Source organism: Dactylosporangium sp. NPDC051541 (assembly GCF_044454505.1).
Classification (GTDB): Bacteria; Actinomycetota; Actinomycetes; order Mycobacteriales; family Micromonosporaceae; genus Dactylosporangium.
In genome coordinates this window covers 41,173-55,070 of the sequence record NZ_JBITDU010000025.1, presented here as the reverse complement: position 1 = coordinate 55,070, position 13,898 = coordinate 41,173, and the positions used below count along the sequence as shown (strand labels likewise).

Annotated in this window: 16 protein-coding genes; 6 read left to right on the top strand and 10 right to left on the bottom strand. The window is 70.1% G+C overall.

Annotated features, from left to right (window positions below; genetic code table 11):
• Positions 1-245 precede the first annotated feature (245 nt).
• The 3 genes from ACIA8L_RS52270 to ACIA8L_RS52260 all read right to left on the bottom strand — a co-directional run bounded on the left by ACIA8L_RS52270 (position 246) and on the right by ACIA8L_RS52260 (position 3,100).
• Positions 246-374 (bottom strand): transposase family protein, encoded by a 129-nt coding sequence (locus ACIA8L_RS52270; protein WP_395917270.1) that lies wholly within the window; start codon positions 372-374, stop codon positions 246-248.
• Between the two features lie 523 nt (positions 375-897).
• On the bottom strand, positions 898-2,634 hold the full coding sequence (ctaD, locus tag ACIA8L_RS52265) for a cytochrome c oxidase subunit I (protein ID WP_395917154.1): 1,737 nt from the start codon (positions 2,632-2,634) through the stop codon (positions 898-900).
• A gap of 130 nt (positions 2,635-2,764) precedes the next feature.
• Positions 2,765-3,100, bottom strand: a complete 336-nt coding sequence (locus ACIA8L_RS52260) for a hypothetical protein (protein ID WP_395917152.1) — start codon at positions 3,098-3,100, stop codon at positions 2,765-2,767.
• 276 nt (positions 3,101-3,376) lie between these two features.
• Here ACIA8L_RS52260 and ACIA8L_RS52255 point away from each other — a divergent pair, with 276 nt between their 5' ends.
• From ACIA8L_RS52255 to ACIA8L_RS52235, 5 genes are all read left to right on the top strand, one after another.
• A complete protein-coding gene (locus tag ACIA8L_RS52255) occupies positions 3,377-4,375 on the top strand; it encodes a LacI family DNA-binding transcriptional regulator (RefSeq protein WP_395917151.1) in 999 nt (332 codons plus the stop codon).
• 82 nt (positions 4,376-4,457) lie between these two features.
• A complete protein-coding gene (locus tag ACIA8L_RS52250) occupies positions 4,458-5,087 on the top strand; it encodes a transcriptional regulator (protein ID WP_395917149.1) in 630 nt (209 codons plus the stop codon).
• Entirely contained in the window at positions 5,084-5,908 is an 825-nt protein-coding gene (locus ACIA8L_RS52245) for an NADP-dependent oxidoreductase (protein WP_395917147.1), read from the top strand. Before ACIA8L_RS52250 ends, ACIA8L_RS52245 begins: the two co-directional genes overlap by 4 nt.
• 100 nt (positions 5,909-6,008) lie before the next feature.
• Entirely contained in the window at positions 6,009-6,800 is a 792-nt protein-coding gene (locus ACIA8L_RS52240) for a hypothetical protein (protein ID WP_395917146.1), read from the top strand.
• 45 nt (positions 6,801-6,845) lie between these two features.
• Positions 6,846-7,508: an MOSC domain-containing protein gene (locus ACIA8L_RS52235; RefSeq protein WP_395917144.1), complete on the top strand. Its 663-nt coding sequence runs from the start codon at positions 6,846-6,848 to the stop codon at positions 7,506-7,508.
• Here the strand turns inward: ACIA8L_RS52235 and ACIA8L_RS52230 are convergent.
• The 6 genes from ACIA8L_RS52230 to ACIA8L_RS52205 all read right to left on the bottom strand — a co-directional run bounded on the left by ACIA8L_RS52230 (position 7,482) and on the right by ACIA8L_RS52205 (position 11,571).
• Entirely contained in the window at positions 7,482-8,345 is an 864-nt protein-coding gene (locus ACIA8L_RS52230; protein WP_395917142.1) for a dioxygenase, read from the bottom strand. The two genes, ACIA8L_RS52235 and ACIA8L_RS52230, sit on opposite strands and share 27 nt — an antisense overlap.
• A gap of 29 nt (positions 8,346-8,374) precedes the next feature.
• Positions 8,375-8,587, bottom strand: coding sequence for a hypothetical protein (locus ACIA8L_RS52225; protein ID WP_395917141.1), 213 nt, complete (start codon positions 8,585-8,587; stop codon positions 8,375-8,377).
• A gap of 52 nt (positions 8,588-8,639) precedes the next feature.
• Positions 8,640-9,302, bottom strand: coding sequence for a phosphotransferase (locus ACIA8L_RS52220; RefSeq protein WP_395917140.1), 663 nt, complete (start codon positions 9,300-9,302; stop codon positions 8,640-8,642).
• A gap of 88 nt (positions 9,303-9,390) precedes the next feature.
• Positions 9,391-10,014, bottom strand: coding sequence for a response regulator (locus ACIA8L_RS52215; RefSeq protein ID WP_395917138.1), 624 nt, complete (start codon positions 10,012-10,014; stop codon positions 9,391-9,393).
• Entirely contained in the window at positions 10,011-10,823 is an 813-nt protein-coding gene (locus ACIA8L_RS52210; protein WP_395917136.1) for a M20/M25/M40 family metallo-hydrolase, read from the bottom strand. The genes ACIA8L_RS52215 and ACIA8L_RS52210 overlap by 4 nt, the downstream gene beginning before the upstream one ends.
• Positions 10,824-11,052: 229 nt before the next feature.
• The gene (locus tag ACIA8L_RS52205; protein WP_395917134.1) at positions 11,053-11,571 is read right to left on the bottom strand and encodes a hypothetical protein; all 519 of its coding nucleotides are present in this window, start codon (positions 11,569-11,571) and stop codon (positions 11,053-11,055) included.
• A 74-nt stretch (positions 11,572-11,645) separates the two neighbouring features.
• Between ACIA8L_RS52205 and ACIA8L_RS52200 the strand changes: the two genes are divergently transcribed.
• Positions 11,646-11,852, top strand: coding sequence for an RNA-binding S4 domain-containing protein (locus ACIA8L_RS52200; RefSeq protein ID WP_395917133.1), 207 nt, complete (start codon positions 11,646-11,648; stop codon positions 11,850-11,852).
• 933 nt (positions 11,853-12,785) lie between these two features.
• Here ACIA8L_RS52200 and ACIA8L_RS52195 read toward each other — a convergent pair.
• Positions 12,786-13,541, bottom strand: coding sequence for a hypothetical protein (locus ACIA8L_RS52195; RefSeq protein WP_395917131.1), 756 nt, complete (start codon positions 13,539-13,541; stop codon positions 12,786-12,788).
• Positions 13,542-13,898 lie beyond the last annotated feature (357 nt).

The window sequence follows — 13,898 nt, the reverse complement described above, 5'->3', positions numbered from 1 at the left end:
CCACTTGGAAGCGGTCTGCTGTGGTCGTTCACCGGCTTTGGCCCGCCAACCGCCCATACAGCCTTACCCCGCCCGCTTACCCTCGCGAGATCCGCACACCGACGCGGTGCAGCACCGCCGCGCCGGCCCCGCCACGACGACGGCGGGGTCACCGACCAGCGCGGTCAGCTGCCGGGTCCGCCGCGCCCACCGGGTGGTCAGTTCAGGCACCTGCTCGCGGAACGTCTGCTGCGGGCAGTCCGCGGTCAGGCACCGCAACCTTCGGACCGCAATTCCACCACGACGCCACGCCCAGCAACTGGCAGCGCAGCAAGCCGCCGACGGTGATACGGATGAACGCGTCCGGTCAGTCCACCACACGCTGGGCACTCCACCGGCGTCCTCTGCGTCCTCGCCGACACCCGCACAACCCGGCCCTCATCGACCACCTCATCGATGAGCAGCGAAGACAGCTCCGGCAGCAGCGCTCTGACCCAAGCAAGATCGCACCGCCGTCAGTGGTCCGCGCCGCCATCGACCTCGATCGGCCGGCACCACCGTTTCTGCGCCAGAGCCGTTTCTCTTGCAGTCCCGACACTTCGTGTCACGACTTATCGGAAATATGCCCCGACGCCGGATAAATCCGATAAGTCGCGGCGCGGAGCGCCCGACTTATCGAAGAAGCGGCGCGGCGCGGAGCGCCCGACTTATCGAAGAACACCAGTGGCGAGCGGCGAGGGCAGAGATCGGATACACGGCCGGACCGAGGCCGGGAGCTGGGTGGGGGGTTGTGGTTCGCGTGGGGCTTCGAGGGGTCTCACGGCGCCTCTGGGGCGTTGTGAGGGCCGGGAGTAGCAAGAGGACACCCCCGGGCGCCTTGGCGGCCGGGGGCGTCCTCAGTGGAGTTGGCGAGCGGGGTCAGCGCTGTTCTTGGTAGGAGGCTCCGCCGTCGGCCTCGGCGCTCAGTGGCTTGGCGCCGCCCGGGGGTGGGGCGTCCAGGGAGTGGCCGGGGGCGTGGGCGGGGAAGCGGGCGTCGAAGGCGGGGCGCTCCGAGCGGATGCGCGGCATGCTGTCGAAGTTGCGCAGTGGGGGTGGGCAGGACGTGGCCCACTCCAGTGACATGCCGTGGCCCCACGGGTCGTTGACCTCGACGACGCGGCCGGTCTTGTAGGACTTCCAGACGTTCCAGATGAACGGCAGGGTCGACAGGCCGGTGATGAACGAGCCGATCGTGGAGATCGTGTTCAGCGTGGTGAAGCCGTCGGTGGCCAGGTAGTCCGCGTAGCGGCGGGGCATGCCCTGGGTGCCGAGCCAGTGCTGCACCAGGAACGTGGTGTGGAAGCCGATCGTGGTCAGCCAGAAGTGGACCTTGCCCAGGCGGTCGTCGAGCATCCGGCCGGTCATCTTCGGGAACCAGAAGTAGATGCCGGAGTAGACCGCGAACACGATCGTGCCGAAGAGCACGTAGTGGAAGTGGGCGACCACGAAGTAGGTGTCCGACACGTGGAAGTCGATCGGCGGGCTGGCCAGGAGCACGCCGGAGAGGCCGCCGAAGAGGAAGGTCACCAGGAAGCCGATCGCGAAGAGCATCGGTGTCTCGAAGGTGATCTGGCCCCGCCACATCGTGCCGATCCAGTTGAAGAACTTCATGCCGGTCGGGACCGCGATCACGAAGCTCAGGAACGAGAAGAACGGCATCAGGACCTGGCCCGTGGCGAACATGTGGTGGGCCCACACGCTCATCGACAGGGCGCCGATCGCGATCGTCGCGCCGACGAGGCCCTTGTAGCCGAAGACCGGCTTGCGGCTGAAGACCGGGATGACCTCGGTGATGATGCCGAAGAACGGCAGCGCCACGATGTAGACCTCGGGGTGGCCGAAAAACCAGAAGAGGTGCTGCCAGAGCATCGCGCCGCCGGTCTCGGCGTCGTAGACGTGTGCGCCCAGGCGGCGGTCGGCCTCCAGGGCCAGCAGCGCGGCCGCCAGGATCGGGAAGACCATGATGACCAGGACGCTGGTGACCAGGATGTTCCAGGTGAACATCGGCATCCGGAACATCGTCATGCCGGGCGCGCGCAGGGTCAGCACCGTGGTGATCATGTTGACGGCGCCGAGGATCGTGCCGAGGCCGGAGAGCACCAGGCCGACGATCCACAGGTCGGAGCCGACGCCGGGCGAGTGGATGATGCTGTTGAGCGGCGCGTAGGCGAACCAGCCGAAGTCGGCGGCGCCGCCCGGCGTGATGAAGCCGATCAGCGTGATCGAGCCACCGAACGCGTAGAGCCAGTAGGCGAACGCGTTGAGCCGGGGGAACGAGACGTCCGGGGCGCCGATCTGCAGCGGCGTGATGTAGTTGGCGAACGCGAAGACGATCGGCGTCGCGAAGAACAGCAGCATGATCGTGCCGTGCATGGTGAACAGCTGGTTGTACTGCTCAGGGGAGAGGAACTGCAGGCCCGGACGGGCGAGCTCGGCGCGCATGAGCAGCGCCATGAACCCGCCGATCATGAAGAACACGAACGACGTGACGAGATACATCAGGCCGATCTGCTTCGCGTCCGTGGTGCGCAGCAGCCGAGCGAACGCCGAGCCCTTGACCGGCTGGTGCACCGGCCATGGCCTGGTGACGATCGGCTTCGGTGCGACGGTGGTCACGAAAGGCCTCCTGAGGCTGTTGAACCAGCTGGCAAGCCAGCTCCGCAGGGGACCGGGCGATCGCACCAGCGATCAACAAGTCACCCCGCAGGCAGAATAGTCCTCTCGCCCGACGCGAAATCGCTGGGGTTCAGCTACCGCCCTTGGCCCCGAAGTCGAAGCTGATGGCGCCCGCCGCGATCGCGGCCAGCACCAACAAGATGATCCCCCAGAAGATCAGCCGATCGGCGGGAGTCGGGCTTTTCACCGCGCCGAAAAGCCGGCTGCTGATCGGCTCGGCCGGCAGGGCCGCCACCGGCACCGCGATCGGCTCGGTCAGCGCGGTGTCCGGATTATCCGGGACGGGGGCAACCGGGGCCGGGCGCGCCGGGCGGTCGCCGAGGGCCTGCAGAACGATCAGCACGGCGCCGGCGAGGACCAGCAGCACCCCCAGCACGGCGACGATCACCGCGATCCAGTCGCGCATCGGGGCCTCCAAGTCAGAGATCTACCTGCCTCAGCAGGCTAGAGACCGGGAGGGAGTCAGTACAGACCCAAGGGAGACCCGGCTCACGGCGCGGCGCTGAAATTTACAGACAGAACCCCGGTCGCGAAACCTTGCGGCAATCTCGTGTTGACACCGCAGAAACCGTGTATGACGCTGCGGTATGGAAGCGCTCCCAAAATCGACGACTTGCTATCTGAGGAGGTCGCGATGTCGATTACCGCCGCTCCAGAAACGCTGGATCCCACGCACTCCCCCATGCGTGACACCGCCGAACACCCCACTCTCGCCCACGTCGCCGCCCTTGCCGGCGTGTCTTCCGCTACTGCCTCACGCGTGCTCAACGGCTCCGCCCGAGTCTCGCCGACCGCCCGTCAGCAGGTTCGCGACGCCGTTGATCAGCTCGGTTACGTCCGTCAGCGCGCCGCCCGCGCTGTGGACCGCCGCCCCCGTTCCGTCGCCGCCGTGGTGTGTGAACCCAACGCACGCCTCTTCGCCGATCCGTTCTACTCCCGGGTGCTGGCCGGCGCCAGTGCCGCGTTCGCCGAGCGGGACATGCCCATGCTGCTGGCCGCGGGTGAACGGCCGGCATCGCTGCAGCGCTACCTCAGCAGCGGCCACATCGACGGCGTGATGCTGATCTACTGCCGCAGCAGCCACCCCCTCGTCGTCACGCTCCCGGCCCTGGGCGTCCCGGTCACCCTGATCGGCCGCCCGCTGCAGGGCAGCGCACTGTCCTACGTCGACGCGGACAACCGGGGTGGCGCCCGGCAGGCCGTGGAGTACCTGGCCCGCACGGGCCGCCGGCGGATCGTCACGATCGCCGGGCCGCCGGACGTCTCGGCCGGGGTGGACCGGCTCGCCGGGTTCCGCGAGGGGCTCGAGCGCGCCGGACTGGACCCGGGCCCGATCGCGTACGGCGACTTCACCCGCCCGGCTGGAGTACACGCGATGACCCGGCTTCTGGATCATCGCCCCAACCTCGACGCCGTGTTCTGCGCGTCCGACCTGATGGCCGTCGGGGCACTGCACGCACTGCGCCAGTCGGGCCGGCGGGTCCCGGAGGACGTGGCCCTGGTCGGCTTCGACGACCTGCCCCTCGCCGCGTTCACCCAGCCGCCGCTGACCACCATCAAGCAGCCGGTCGAGGAGATCGGCGCGGCCGCGGCCCGTCAGCTCCTCGCGCAGATGAGCAACGAGTCGTGGGACGAACCGCCGGTCCTGCCGACCACCCTGGTGCGCCGGCAGAGTGCCTGACCGCCCGGTCCTGCCGCCCACACCGGCAGGACCGGGAACAGAAGCTGCATCCAAGCGCCGCTATCCAGCCGAATGACTGGGTATGCGGCTCTTGGACCTGGTGGACGCGGCCCGGGATCTGGACTGCGGCGCCGTCGCCGGCATCGTCGTCACCCTGACGGCGCGGCACGGTGTCGCCGCGACCTGGACCGGGGCCTGCGTCCCGGCCCTGCGCCGGGTGGTCGCCGGCCCGGGCCCGATCGACATCGCGGCTGAGCACACCCTCAGCGTGGGCATCGCCCGCGGGCTCGACCTGGTCACCGTGCCCCGCCACGACGACATCCGCAGCAACCACGTGCTGCTGGCCTGCGCGCCCGGCGAGCGGCACGACCTGGCGCTCAAGGCGCTGTCCGCGGCCCTGTTCGAGCTGCGGGTCGGCACCTTCGCGCTGGGCGCCGACCTGCCGTGGGAGTCTTTGTTCCTGGCGATCGAGCGGACAGTACCCACAACCGTCGTTGTCTGGTCGCAAACGGCGGACACCGCCGACCCCGCCGGCCTGCTCACAGTCGCGGGCTGCTTCCCCGACACCACGTTCTGCGCGAGCGGCCCGGGCTGGCTCGCGGCCGGGGTGGTGCCCCGCCTCACCCAGGCCGGGCTGCCGTATCTCACCTCCCTCGACCTGGCCGTATCCGCCTGCGCCCGGGTCCGCGAGCCGCTAGACATGGAGGCGTGAAGGCGATCACGCTCACCGCAGACCATCACCTGGCCCTGCAGGACCTGCCCGATCCGCGACCGGCCCCGGACCAGCTCCTGCTGGAGATCCGGGCCGCCGGCGTGGACCGGGCCGACCTGGAGGGCCCCGAGGGTGTACCCGGCCGGGAGGTGGCCGGCGTTGTGGTCGCCCGGGGCCCCGAGGTCACCGCGTTCGTGGTGGGCGACGAGGTGTACGCGTGGGCCGACGGCGCCTACGCGGAGCGGGTCACGGTTCCCGAGCGAGCGGCCGCCCACAAGCCCGCCGGTCTCACTTTTGTCGAAGCGGCGGCGGTACCGCGTGCGGCTGCGACCGCACTCCAAGCGCTCCGCGCGGCCGGCACCGGGGAGGGCGACGTGGTCCTCGTGCACGACGCGGCGAGCGGCCCCGGCCACTTCGCGGTGCAGATCGCCCGCGCCCTGGGAGCGGAGCGCGTCCTGGGCACCGCTCCCCCGGAGGACCACGACTTCCTGCGGGAACTGGGCGCCGAGCCGGTCATCGCGCCCGAGCCGGTCGACGTGGCCGTGGACTTCGCCGGCGGGGACACGACCGCGGCCGTGCTCCGCGAGGTCACCGACCCGCCGCGCGCGGTCTCGACGGTGAACCCGGCGATCACCGCCGCCGGCGGCCGCTACGTGCCGCCCACGCCGTCCGCGGCCGACCTGCGCTGGCTGGCCGACCTGGCCGACCGCGGGCTGCTGCGGGTGGCCCTGCACCGCGAGCTCCCGCTGGCCGAGGCGGCCGACGCGCATCGGCTCCTCGGGACGGGCAACGTGCGCGGGAAGCTGGTCCTGACGCCGTAGGGCTCGGAAAGGGCATCGAACCCGTCCTGGTTTCAAGGTCAAGGTGGCGTGGCCAGATGTAACGTGGACGTAACGTTGCGTGATCTGTCTGGAGTCGGTCATGGGCATTGAGCTGTCGATCGTTGCGGGGCAGTGTTATGCGTCGTCCAGCGTCAACGCCCACGGTGAGGATCGGCATCCGACCGGCGAGGCCGAGGTCGAGCTTTTCGGGCTGGGTGAGGACGGGCTCATCGACGCCGTCGCGGCTTGCCTCGGGCGGCGGCCGGACCGGGTGCAGATCGATGGGCTGCTGCACGGTACCCATGGGTGGACGCCGGTCGCCACGACGTTCAGGGTGGCCAGCGCTTCGATCACCGGGGTCGGGTCCGAGCCGGTCGAGCTGCCGCTCGGGGACGGGGCGCGGCTCACCGCCACCGCGGCGCATCTCTGGTCGCCGAACGGCGGCGTGGTGGCGGCGGAGCAGGTCGGGTACCACATCGAAATGCCAAATGGGCAGCGGCTGACCTATGAGCACGCCTGGGGTGCCGACACCATCGAGTCGTCGAGCGTCGAGCTCGCCCAGAAGCCCGCGACCGGCCCGAACGCCACCGAGGACCTGCTGCTCGCGCTGCGGATCGAGCTCGGGGTGCGGATCGTCTACGACGCCTACCTCAGCGGGGACGTGGCCGTGCAGTTCCGCGAGGGCCACGAAGGGCACCGGGTGTGGGGTGTCGACATCGGCACGATCATGGCCGCGGGCGGGCTGCCCAACGGGAAGAACTTCGCGGAGAACATGAGCGTGCGGTACCTCGCCGGGGCCCGGGTCGTGCACGCGGGGCCCGGTGGCGAGGTCAGTACCGTCGGCGGCCCCGGCATCCGCGCCGGCGAGGATCTCGCGCTGATTCACGCCTGAAAGGCGTATGGCTCGGCATCGCGCCTCACCACTACGTTGGCCGTCGTGGCCTACCTGCTGTCGCTGAACGTCGGCGCCCTCGTGCCGACCACGCACTCCGACGTGCCCCTGACCGGCATCGACAAGCAGCCGGTCGACGGGCCGGTCGCGATCACGGTGCCGGGGCCGCGCGGGACCGAGCCCACGGGTGTGGCGGGTGACCGGGTCGCGGACACGCGCCACCACGGGGGTCCGGATCAGGCGGTATACGCCTACGCCCGCGAAGACCTCGACAAGTGGGGCGCGGAGCTGGGCCGTGACCTGGCCAACGGCGTGTTCGGCGAGAATCTGACGACGGCCGGCCTCGACGTCACCGGCGCCCGCATCGGCGAGCGGTGGCTGGTCGGCGACGAGACCGTGCTGGAGGTCACAGCGCCGCGCATCCCGTGCCGGACCTTCGCGGGGTGGCTGGGTGAGCGGGGGTGGATCAAGACGTTCACGCAGCGCGCGCTGCCGGGGGCCTACCTGCGGGTGATCACGCCGGGGCGGGTGCGGGCCGGCGACGACATCCGGATCGTGTACTCCCCGGCGCACGACGTCACGGCCGGGCTCGCGTTCCGGGCGCTGACCCTCGAGTCGGAGCTGCTGCCCCGGCTCGAGGTCGCGGTCGACACGATGTCGGCGGACACGCGGCGCAAAGTGCTAGGCCGTCTGCAGCGAGCGCTTTGACAGCCCCATGAAGTACCCCTCGATGACCGACCGCACCGGAGCGTCCGGCTGATCGGCGGCGCCGAGGGTGACGAACAGCGGCGTGTAGTGCTCGACCGTCGGGTGCGCGAACGGCATGCCCGGGGCCTGGCTGGCGAACCGGCTGAGGGTGTCGACGTCGCCCTTCGCGAGCGCGTCGGCGGCCCAGGCGTCGAAGTCGGAAGACCAGCCGGGAGTGGTACCGCCCCCGCCCCAATGTTCCCGCTTGAGGAACGGCAGCCCATGGGTCATGAACCCGGACCCGATCACGAGGACGCCCTCCTGGCGCAGGGGGCGCAGCCGGCGGCCGAGCTCGAGGAGCCGGTCGGGGTCGTGGGTGGGCAGGCTGAGCTGGAGCACGGGGACGTCGGCGAGCGGGTACATGACCATCAACGGCACCCAGGCGCCGTGGTCGAGGCCACGGCTGCGGTGCTCGTGCAGGGGCTCCGTGTCGGGCATGACGGCCGCGACCCGCTGGGCCAGGTCCATGGCGTCGGGCGTCTCGTACTTGAGTGTGTAGAAGACAGGCTTGAACCCGCCGAAGTCGTACACCAGCGGGGTCTTCGCGGGCGTGGCCGACACCGCGAGCGGCGCCGACTCCCAGTGCGCGCTCACGATGAGGATGGCCTTGGGCTTGGGCAGGTCCAGCGCCCAGTCGGAGAGCTGGCGCATCCACGCCGCGTCCTCCAGCAGCGGCGGGGCGCCGTGGCTGATGTACAGGCTGGGCAGCGCCCCGTCCTCGGGCGTCCACGCGCGCTGCTCACGGCTCGCCGGAACCGTCGCGGCGAGGTGCTGCTCGAGAAGGGGAAGCTCGTTCATGTTTCCAGAGTACCGCTTTAGTTGAGCATTCAACAAGAGTCGGCGGCCCGGTGGAGTGCGGCGGCACGGGCTCGGGTGCCGTCCAGGCCGTACACCAGGATGAGCTCTCGATCTTTTCGCCCGTGACGGTCGGTCGCCGTCGCGCGCTCCACGACGACGCGGGTGGTGGTGAGCTGATCGTCGACGGCGATGTCCATCTCGGCGACGCCGATGTCCACCTGACGGACGATGAGTTCTTCCATGAGGGAAAGCGTGGCGCCGCGACCGGCCCCGGACGCCGCCCCGGCCGGGTGATCAGAAGCGCGCGCGGGCGGCCGTGGTGACGAGCAGCTTGCCCTCGTGCAGGTGAGCCTTCTCGTCGGCGGTGACGTTGGGGTCGGCGGAGCGGCGCTTCACGGCCGCCTCCAGCTGCGACAGCGGGTTGTCCCGGGTGCAGCTCATCAGCGTGTCGAGGAACGGCTCGGCGTGGTTGTTGAACTGGTGGCCGGGCAGGACGGCGACGGTGGCGATGATCAGCGCGGTCATCGCCACGTCGAGCTCCGGCGGGCCCTCGCAGCTGTTGCGCCAGTCGATGACCACCGGGCCGCCCTCGGTCATGATCACGTTTTCGGGGTGCAGGTCCAGGTGCAGGATCCGGGTGCCGGGGTCGGTGGCCGCGCGGACCCGAACCTTGTGCAGCCGCTCCAGCAGGTCGGCCAGCACGGTCGCCCCGGCGTGCAGGTCGAGGGTGCCGTCACGCAGCGCGCCCATCATCGTCGGGCCGTCGAGGCGCTCCATGACCAGGTCGGCACCGTGGGCCTCATAAATGCGCGGCACCGGGAACCCGTGGTCCGACACGTACCGCATGATCGCCGCTTCTCCGGTCACATCCCCGCCGCGGCGGTAACGCCGGAGCACTCGCCGCTCGTCGAGCGCATATACATCCGCGTCGCGGCCGCTGGCGAGAGGTGCGGTCATGCCGCGACTCTACGTCCCCAGACGGAATCATTCAGCCCTTCGGTGGGCCCATCCACCCGCATGAAAGCGCTGCTGGCGGTGGGAGCGCTCACAGCCAGCCGTTCTCGTCGGCCAGGCGGACGGCCTCGGCACGGGTGCGGGCGCCGGTCTTGCCGATCGCGGCCGACAGGTGGTTGCGCACGGTGCCCTCCGACAGTCCGAGCTGGCCGGCCACGTCGGCGACGGTGCCGCCCTCCCGGGCCGCCCGCAGCACGTCCGCCTCGCGGGGCGTCAGGGGGCTGTCGCCGCTGGCCAGGGTCTCCGCGGCAAGGGTCGGATCGACCACGCGCAGGCCCTGGGCGATGCGGCGCACGGCGTCGGCGAGCTGCTTCGCGGGCGTGTCCTTCACCACGAACCCGGAGGCGCCCGCGGCCATCGCCCGGCGCAGGTACCCCGGCCGCCCGAACGTCGTGACCATGAGCACCTTGCAGGACGGCAGCGCCTTGCGCAGCGCCGCCGCGGCCGCGATCCCGTCCAGGCCGGGCATCTCCACGTCGAGCAGGGCCACGTCGGGCCGGTGCTCGCGGGCGGCCGCGACGACCTCGTCCCCGCGCCCGACCTCGGCGACGACGGTGAGATCGGCCTCCAGGTCGAGCAGGGCCGCGAGCGCACCTCGCACGAGGGCCTGGTCGTCGGCGATCAGCAGCCGGATCGAGCCGGTCGACGCCGTCACTGGGCGATCGCGGTGATCGTCCGGACCGCGGCCTTGACGACGGCCGCCGCGAAGTCGTAGTCGAGCGTGTCCGCGGTGTCGGACTCGTGGTGATAGTGCGGATTGCGATACTCGGCCGTGTCCGTCACCAGCAGCGAGCGGCGGCCCGCCTCCCAATACGGCACGTGGTCACTGCGCATCGCCACTTCCTTGGCGAACTCCGGAAGCACAAGCGGCAGCGTTGGTACTTCCAGCTGCCGCGCGAACCGCGCCAGAAGCCCTTGGGAGTTGTCGTCGGCGACCAGCGCGATGAAGTCGCCCCGCTCAGGCGCCTCCAGGAAGCCCGCGAGCTCCTCGGGCAGCCGCTGAGCCGCTCCGGTGAAGCCGATCATCTCGAACACGATCGACTCGGTCTTCTCGGTGATGAACGCCTGGTGCGCCGCGCTCCCGTCGAAGTGCGACTCTTCCCCGCCGAACAGGCAGAACCGGATCGTGCGGGCCGGCAGGTCGGCGTCGCGCAGGGCCCGCGCGGCCTCCAGCACCCCGGCCACGCCGCTCGCGTTGTCGTCGGCGCCGGGACTGTTCTCGACGGAGTCCCAGTGCGCGCAGAGCTCGACCGCGTCGTCGGAGGTCCCGCCCTCGATCTCGGCCACGAGGTTGACCTCGTGCAGCTCCCGCCCGTAGCGCTCGACGCGCACCTTCAGCCCCATCGCACTGAGCTGGTCAGTGGCGTAACGCAGGGTGGCCGGCACGCCGGGCAGGTCCTCGAACCGCGGGCCGTGCGCGGTGAGTGCCTCGACGTGCTCACGTAACCGCTTCGCTTCGATCACGATCACAGGATAAATGGAACAGCCCCCGAGGTTCCCGCGCTAGGCGCGTGGGCCGGTCGGACTACACCGGAAAGCCTCGGGGGCTGGGTTGCTGTCTCGTATTCGCCTGACCGCCATCCGGGCGGACACACGAAGTGCGAGTCCAGAGGACGGCGACTAGCGGACAGCCACCTCACGAGTCCCATTGCTACACAACTTTGGACCACCTCCTTTCCCGTGTACAACCAACCTAGCCAGCTCCGTGGATCACCTGCAACGGTTTTTCGGGAGCATCTTGGTTGTCGCCCCTGACCTGCGGAAGCCGCTTGATCATCCGGCGCACGATCAGCAAGGGGATGATCCCGAAGACCCCGAACGAGATGTCGATCACCGACCACCAGAGCGGGATGCCGCGCACGGGCCCGGCGAACAGCGCGAGCGGCACGACCCCGACGCAGGCGACCATGCCCCACTCGATCACCCAGATGTTGCGCACCGGATCGCGCAACGGCCCCCAGAACGCGGCCGCGATCACGAGATGCGCGAAGGCGAGCCAGTCGGTGCCATACATGATGAAGGGGTACTGGTCATTGGTCTCGGTGATGCCCCGGTCCACCCGTGCGATCCAGTCGACCAGCACCTGCGGCGCGGGGGAACCGTCGAGCAGGTGGTGCAGCCAGCGCACCTCGTGCTCGAGCGGGAACGCGGTGACCCCACTGGCCACCAGCCCCACCAGGAAGACCACCAGCCAGATGCGCACCTTCGTCATGCCCGCAGCGTAGGGCCAGCCGCCGCCCCCCGGCGGCCGCCGTCACGAGATCTGCACAACATACGCTCCGTGATGTGAGAGACATCGAGATCCGCGGCGACATGATCCGGCTCGGGCAGTTCCTGAAGCTGGCCGACATCATGGAATCGGGCGGGGAGAGCAAGGAGCTGATCCTCGACGGCGAAGTCACCGTCAACGGCGAGGTGGACACCCGGCGCGGCCGGCAGCTGCACAAGGGCGACGTCGTGCGGGTCCTGGGCGAGAGCCTCCGGGTGGCCTGAGGCCCGCGGAGCCGCACTCAGGAACTTCACAGCGCCGTTTGGGGCGGCCCTCAGGTCGGCGGCGGATAGTTCTCCTTGTGACCGGCGCCGGAAAACCGGAAGCCTCCCTGGATGGTCCACCGGCGCACGGTCACGCCAAACGTTGCTCATGAGCAGTTGCCTGGGTGCTGGGGTGGTCAGCTAGCGGCAACCGTGATGCGGTCGAGGTCGGGGCGCCACCTGCCGGGGGTGCTCCGGCCTCGACTGTTTTCCAGCTTCGCGAGCACACCGCCGGCCGGGCCGCGGACGGATGCATCACCAACGCCGTGTCCGGTGAGCGCACGCGGGCCGGTCCCCGGTCGACCGAGGCACAGGCGGCCGAAAATGCTCCGTTGTCACCGACGCCGACGGCATTCCCGCGGCATCATCGCCGTCGACGGCGGAGCGGCCGCAGATCCTCGAGCTGCACGAGCCGGCGCCGATGAACCGGGACTGGCGTGTGTCCGGCCCTGGACGTAGAACGCCTGGTAGATCTGTCTCGTGGGACACGCGCAGCTCGCTTCGGCCGGGGTGGTCGCGGCGCAGCCGGGCGTTGATCTGCGCCGGCGTTGATCTGCGTCGGGCGTCGCGAGCTGTTCGTCTGGTCCGGTCAGCCCGTGGTGCTGACAATCCGCGGCATACCGCCTGACCACTTCGCCATGGCCAATTCCGCTCAGAGCACCCGAAACGGATTTGTCGCCCGTCGCCGGATAAATCCGATAAGTCGTGGCGCGGAGCGCCCGACTTATCGGGACAGCACGCCCGCGCGCACGCGGCGAGCCGAGCCGAGCCGGTCCAAGCGGGTCGAACTGGTCCTAGCGGGTCGTGGTGCGGAGCGCCCGACTTATCGGGACAACACGCACGCCCGCACGCCGCACGTACGCACGCGGCGAGTGGAGCCAAGTCGAGTCGGTCCTAGCGGGCGGTTGCGGCCTGCAGGGCGGAGGCGGTCTTCTCCGGCGTCACGGCGGTGGCCTTGCGGAGCTTGAGTTCGGCGTTGAACTTCTCGTCGTCCAGGCTTCGCTTCGACGCGGCGGCCAGGTCGGCGGCCTTCGCGGCGTGGCGTTCGATCTCGGAGGCTTCCTGGTAGGCGCGGAACTTGCGGTCCGCGATGACCTTGCGGAGCATCATCTGCTGGGCGAAGGGGTGGGCCTGCGGGTCCCAGCCGTTGCGGTGCATCAGGGCGTCGGCCAGGTGGGAGGCGGAGATGTCGCCGCGGTCGTGGGCGGCGTTGACCATGCGGACCAGGTGGCGGCGGCGGCTTTCCGGGTCGTCCTCGGTCAGCGGGAAGGCGTTGGCGCGGCGGAGGCGGTGCACGTCCTGCTCGGCCTCCTCGAAGGCGCGCCAGGCGGCCTCCTGCGTCCGCTGCGCGGCTTCCCACTCGTTGCGCCGGCGGTCGGCCATCGAGGTCGCGCGCTCGGCGGCCACGCCGAGTTCAGTGCAGTACCGCTGCAGCTCCTGAATCTCTTTGGCACTTCGCTCGGCCTTGGCGAGCTTCTCGCGCTTCCGGTCCGGGTTGTGGATCGCCTTGCGGATGCGGCTCCACCAGGACGGGCCGCCGGTCGCGCGGCGGTTGATGTGGGACATCACGAAGAACGCGATGATGGCGGCGGCCAGCAGGGCGAGCCAGATGGTCAGGGCCTGCTGCATACCGTTTGCGAAGTTTTGCATGACTTGGGCACCTCGGGGGGAACGAGACCGGTCAGGGAGGGGTTCGTCTCATACCGGGTACCCAGGAGGGGCTCGTCCTACTACTGCACCGACCGGCCGACCGGCGAGCCGCGGCTGATCAACCAAGATCCGGTCGACGAAAACCGCCACCGGCTCGGCGACCGGGGCCGGATCGTCCACTGTGGACTGCTCAACGACGGCCACCGAAGCCACCGCCGGACGGCCGGCGGCATGGTCCACTGTGGACGGCAGAGCGAGGACGAGGGCGCAGACAGCCATCGCCAATCGCCGCGCCCCACGCATACGTCAACCTTGCCCGTTATGAGCAAATGTCGCAACCGCGCCGGGTGCGCCTAG

Bases quoted from the DNA above. Each gene is read 5' to 3' on its own strand.
- ACIA8L_RS52260 (WP_395917152.1), bottom strand. From the start codon at position 3,100: ATGCGCGACTGGATCGCGGTGATCGTCGCCGTGCTGGGGGTGCTGCTG.
- ACIA8L_RS52255 (WP_395917151.1), top strand. From the start codon at position 3,377: ATGCGTGACACCGCCGAACACCCCACTCTCGCCCACGTCGCCGCCCTT.
- ACIA8L_RS52250 (WP_395917149.1), top strand. From the start codon at position 4,458: ATGCGGCTCTTGGACCTGGTGGACGCGGCCCGGGATCTGGACTGCGGC.
- ACIA8L_RS52240 (WP_395917146.1), top strand. From the start codon at position 6,009: ATGGGCATTGAGCTGTCGATCGTTGCGGGGCAGTGTTATGCGTCGTCC.
- ACIA8L_RS52230 (WP_395917142.1), bottom strand. From the start codon at position 8,345: ATGAACGAGCTTCCCCTTCTCGAGCAGCACCTCGCCGCGACGGTTCCG.
- ACIA8L_RS52225 (WP_395917141.1), bottom strand. From the start codon at position 8,587: ATGGAAGAACTCATCGTCCGTCAGGTGGACATCGGCGTCGCCGAGATG.
- ACIA8L_RS52220 (WP_395917140.1), bottom strand. From the start codon at position 9,302: ATGACCGCACCTCTCGCCAGCGGCCGCGACGCGGATGTATATGCGCTC.
- ACIA8L_RS52205 (WP_395917134.1), bottom strand. From the start codon at position 11,571: ATGACGAAGGTGCGCATCTGGCTGGTGGTCTTCCTGGTGGGGCTGGTG.
- ACIA8L_RS52195 (WP_395917131.1), bottom strand. From the start codon at position 13,541: ATGCAAAACTTCGCAAACGGTATGCAGCAGGCCCTGACCATCTGGCTC.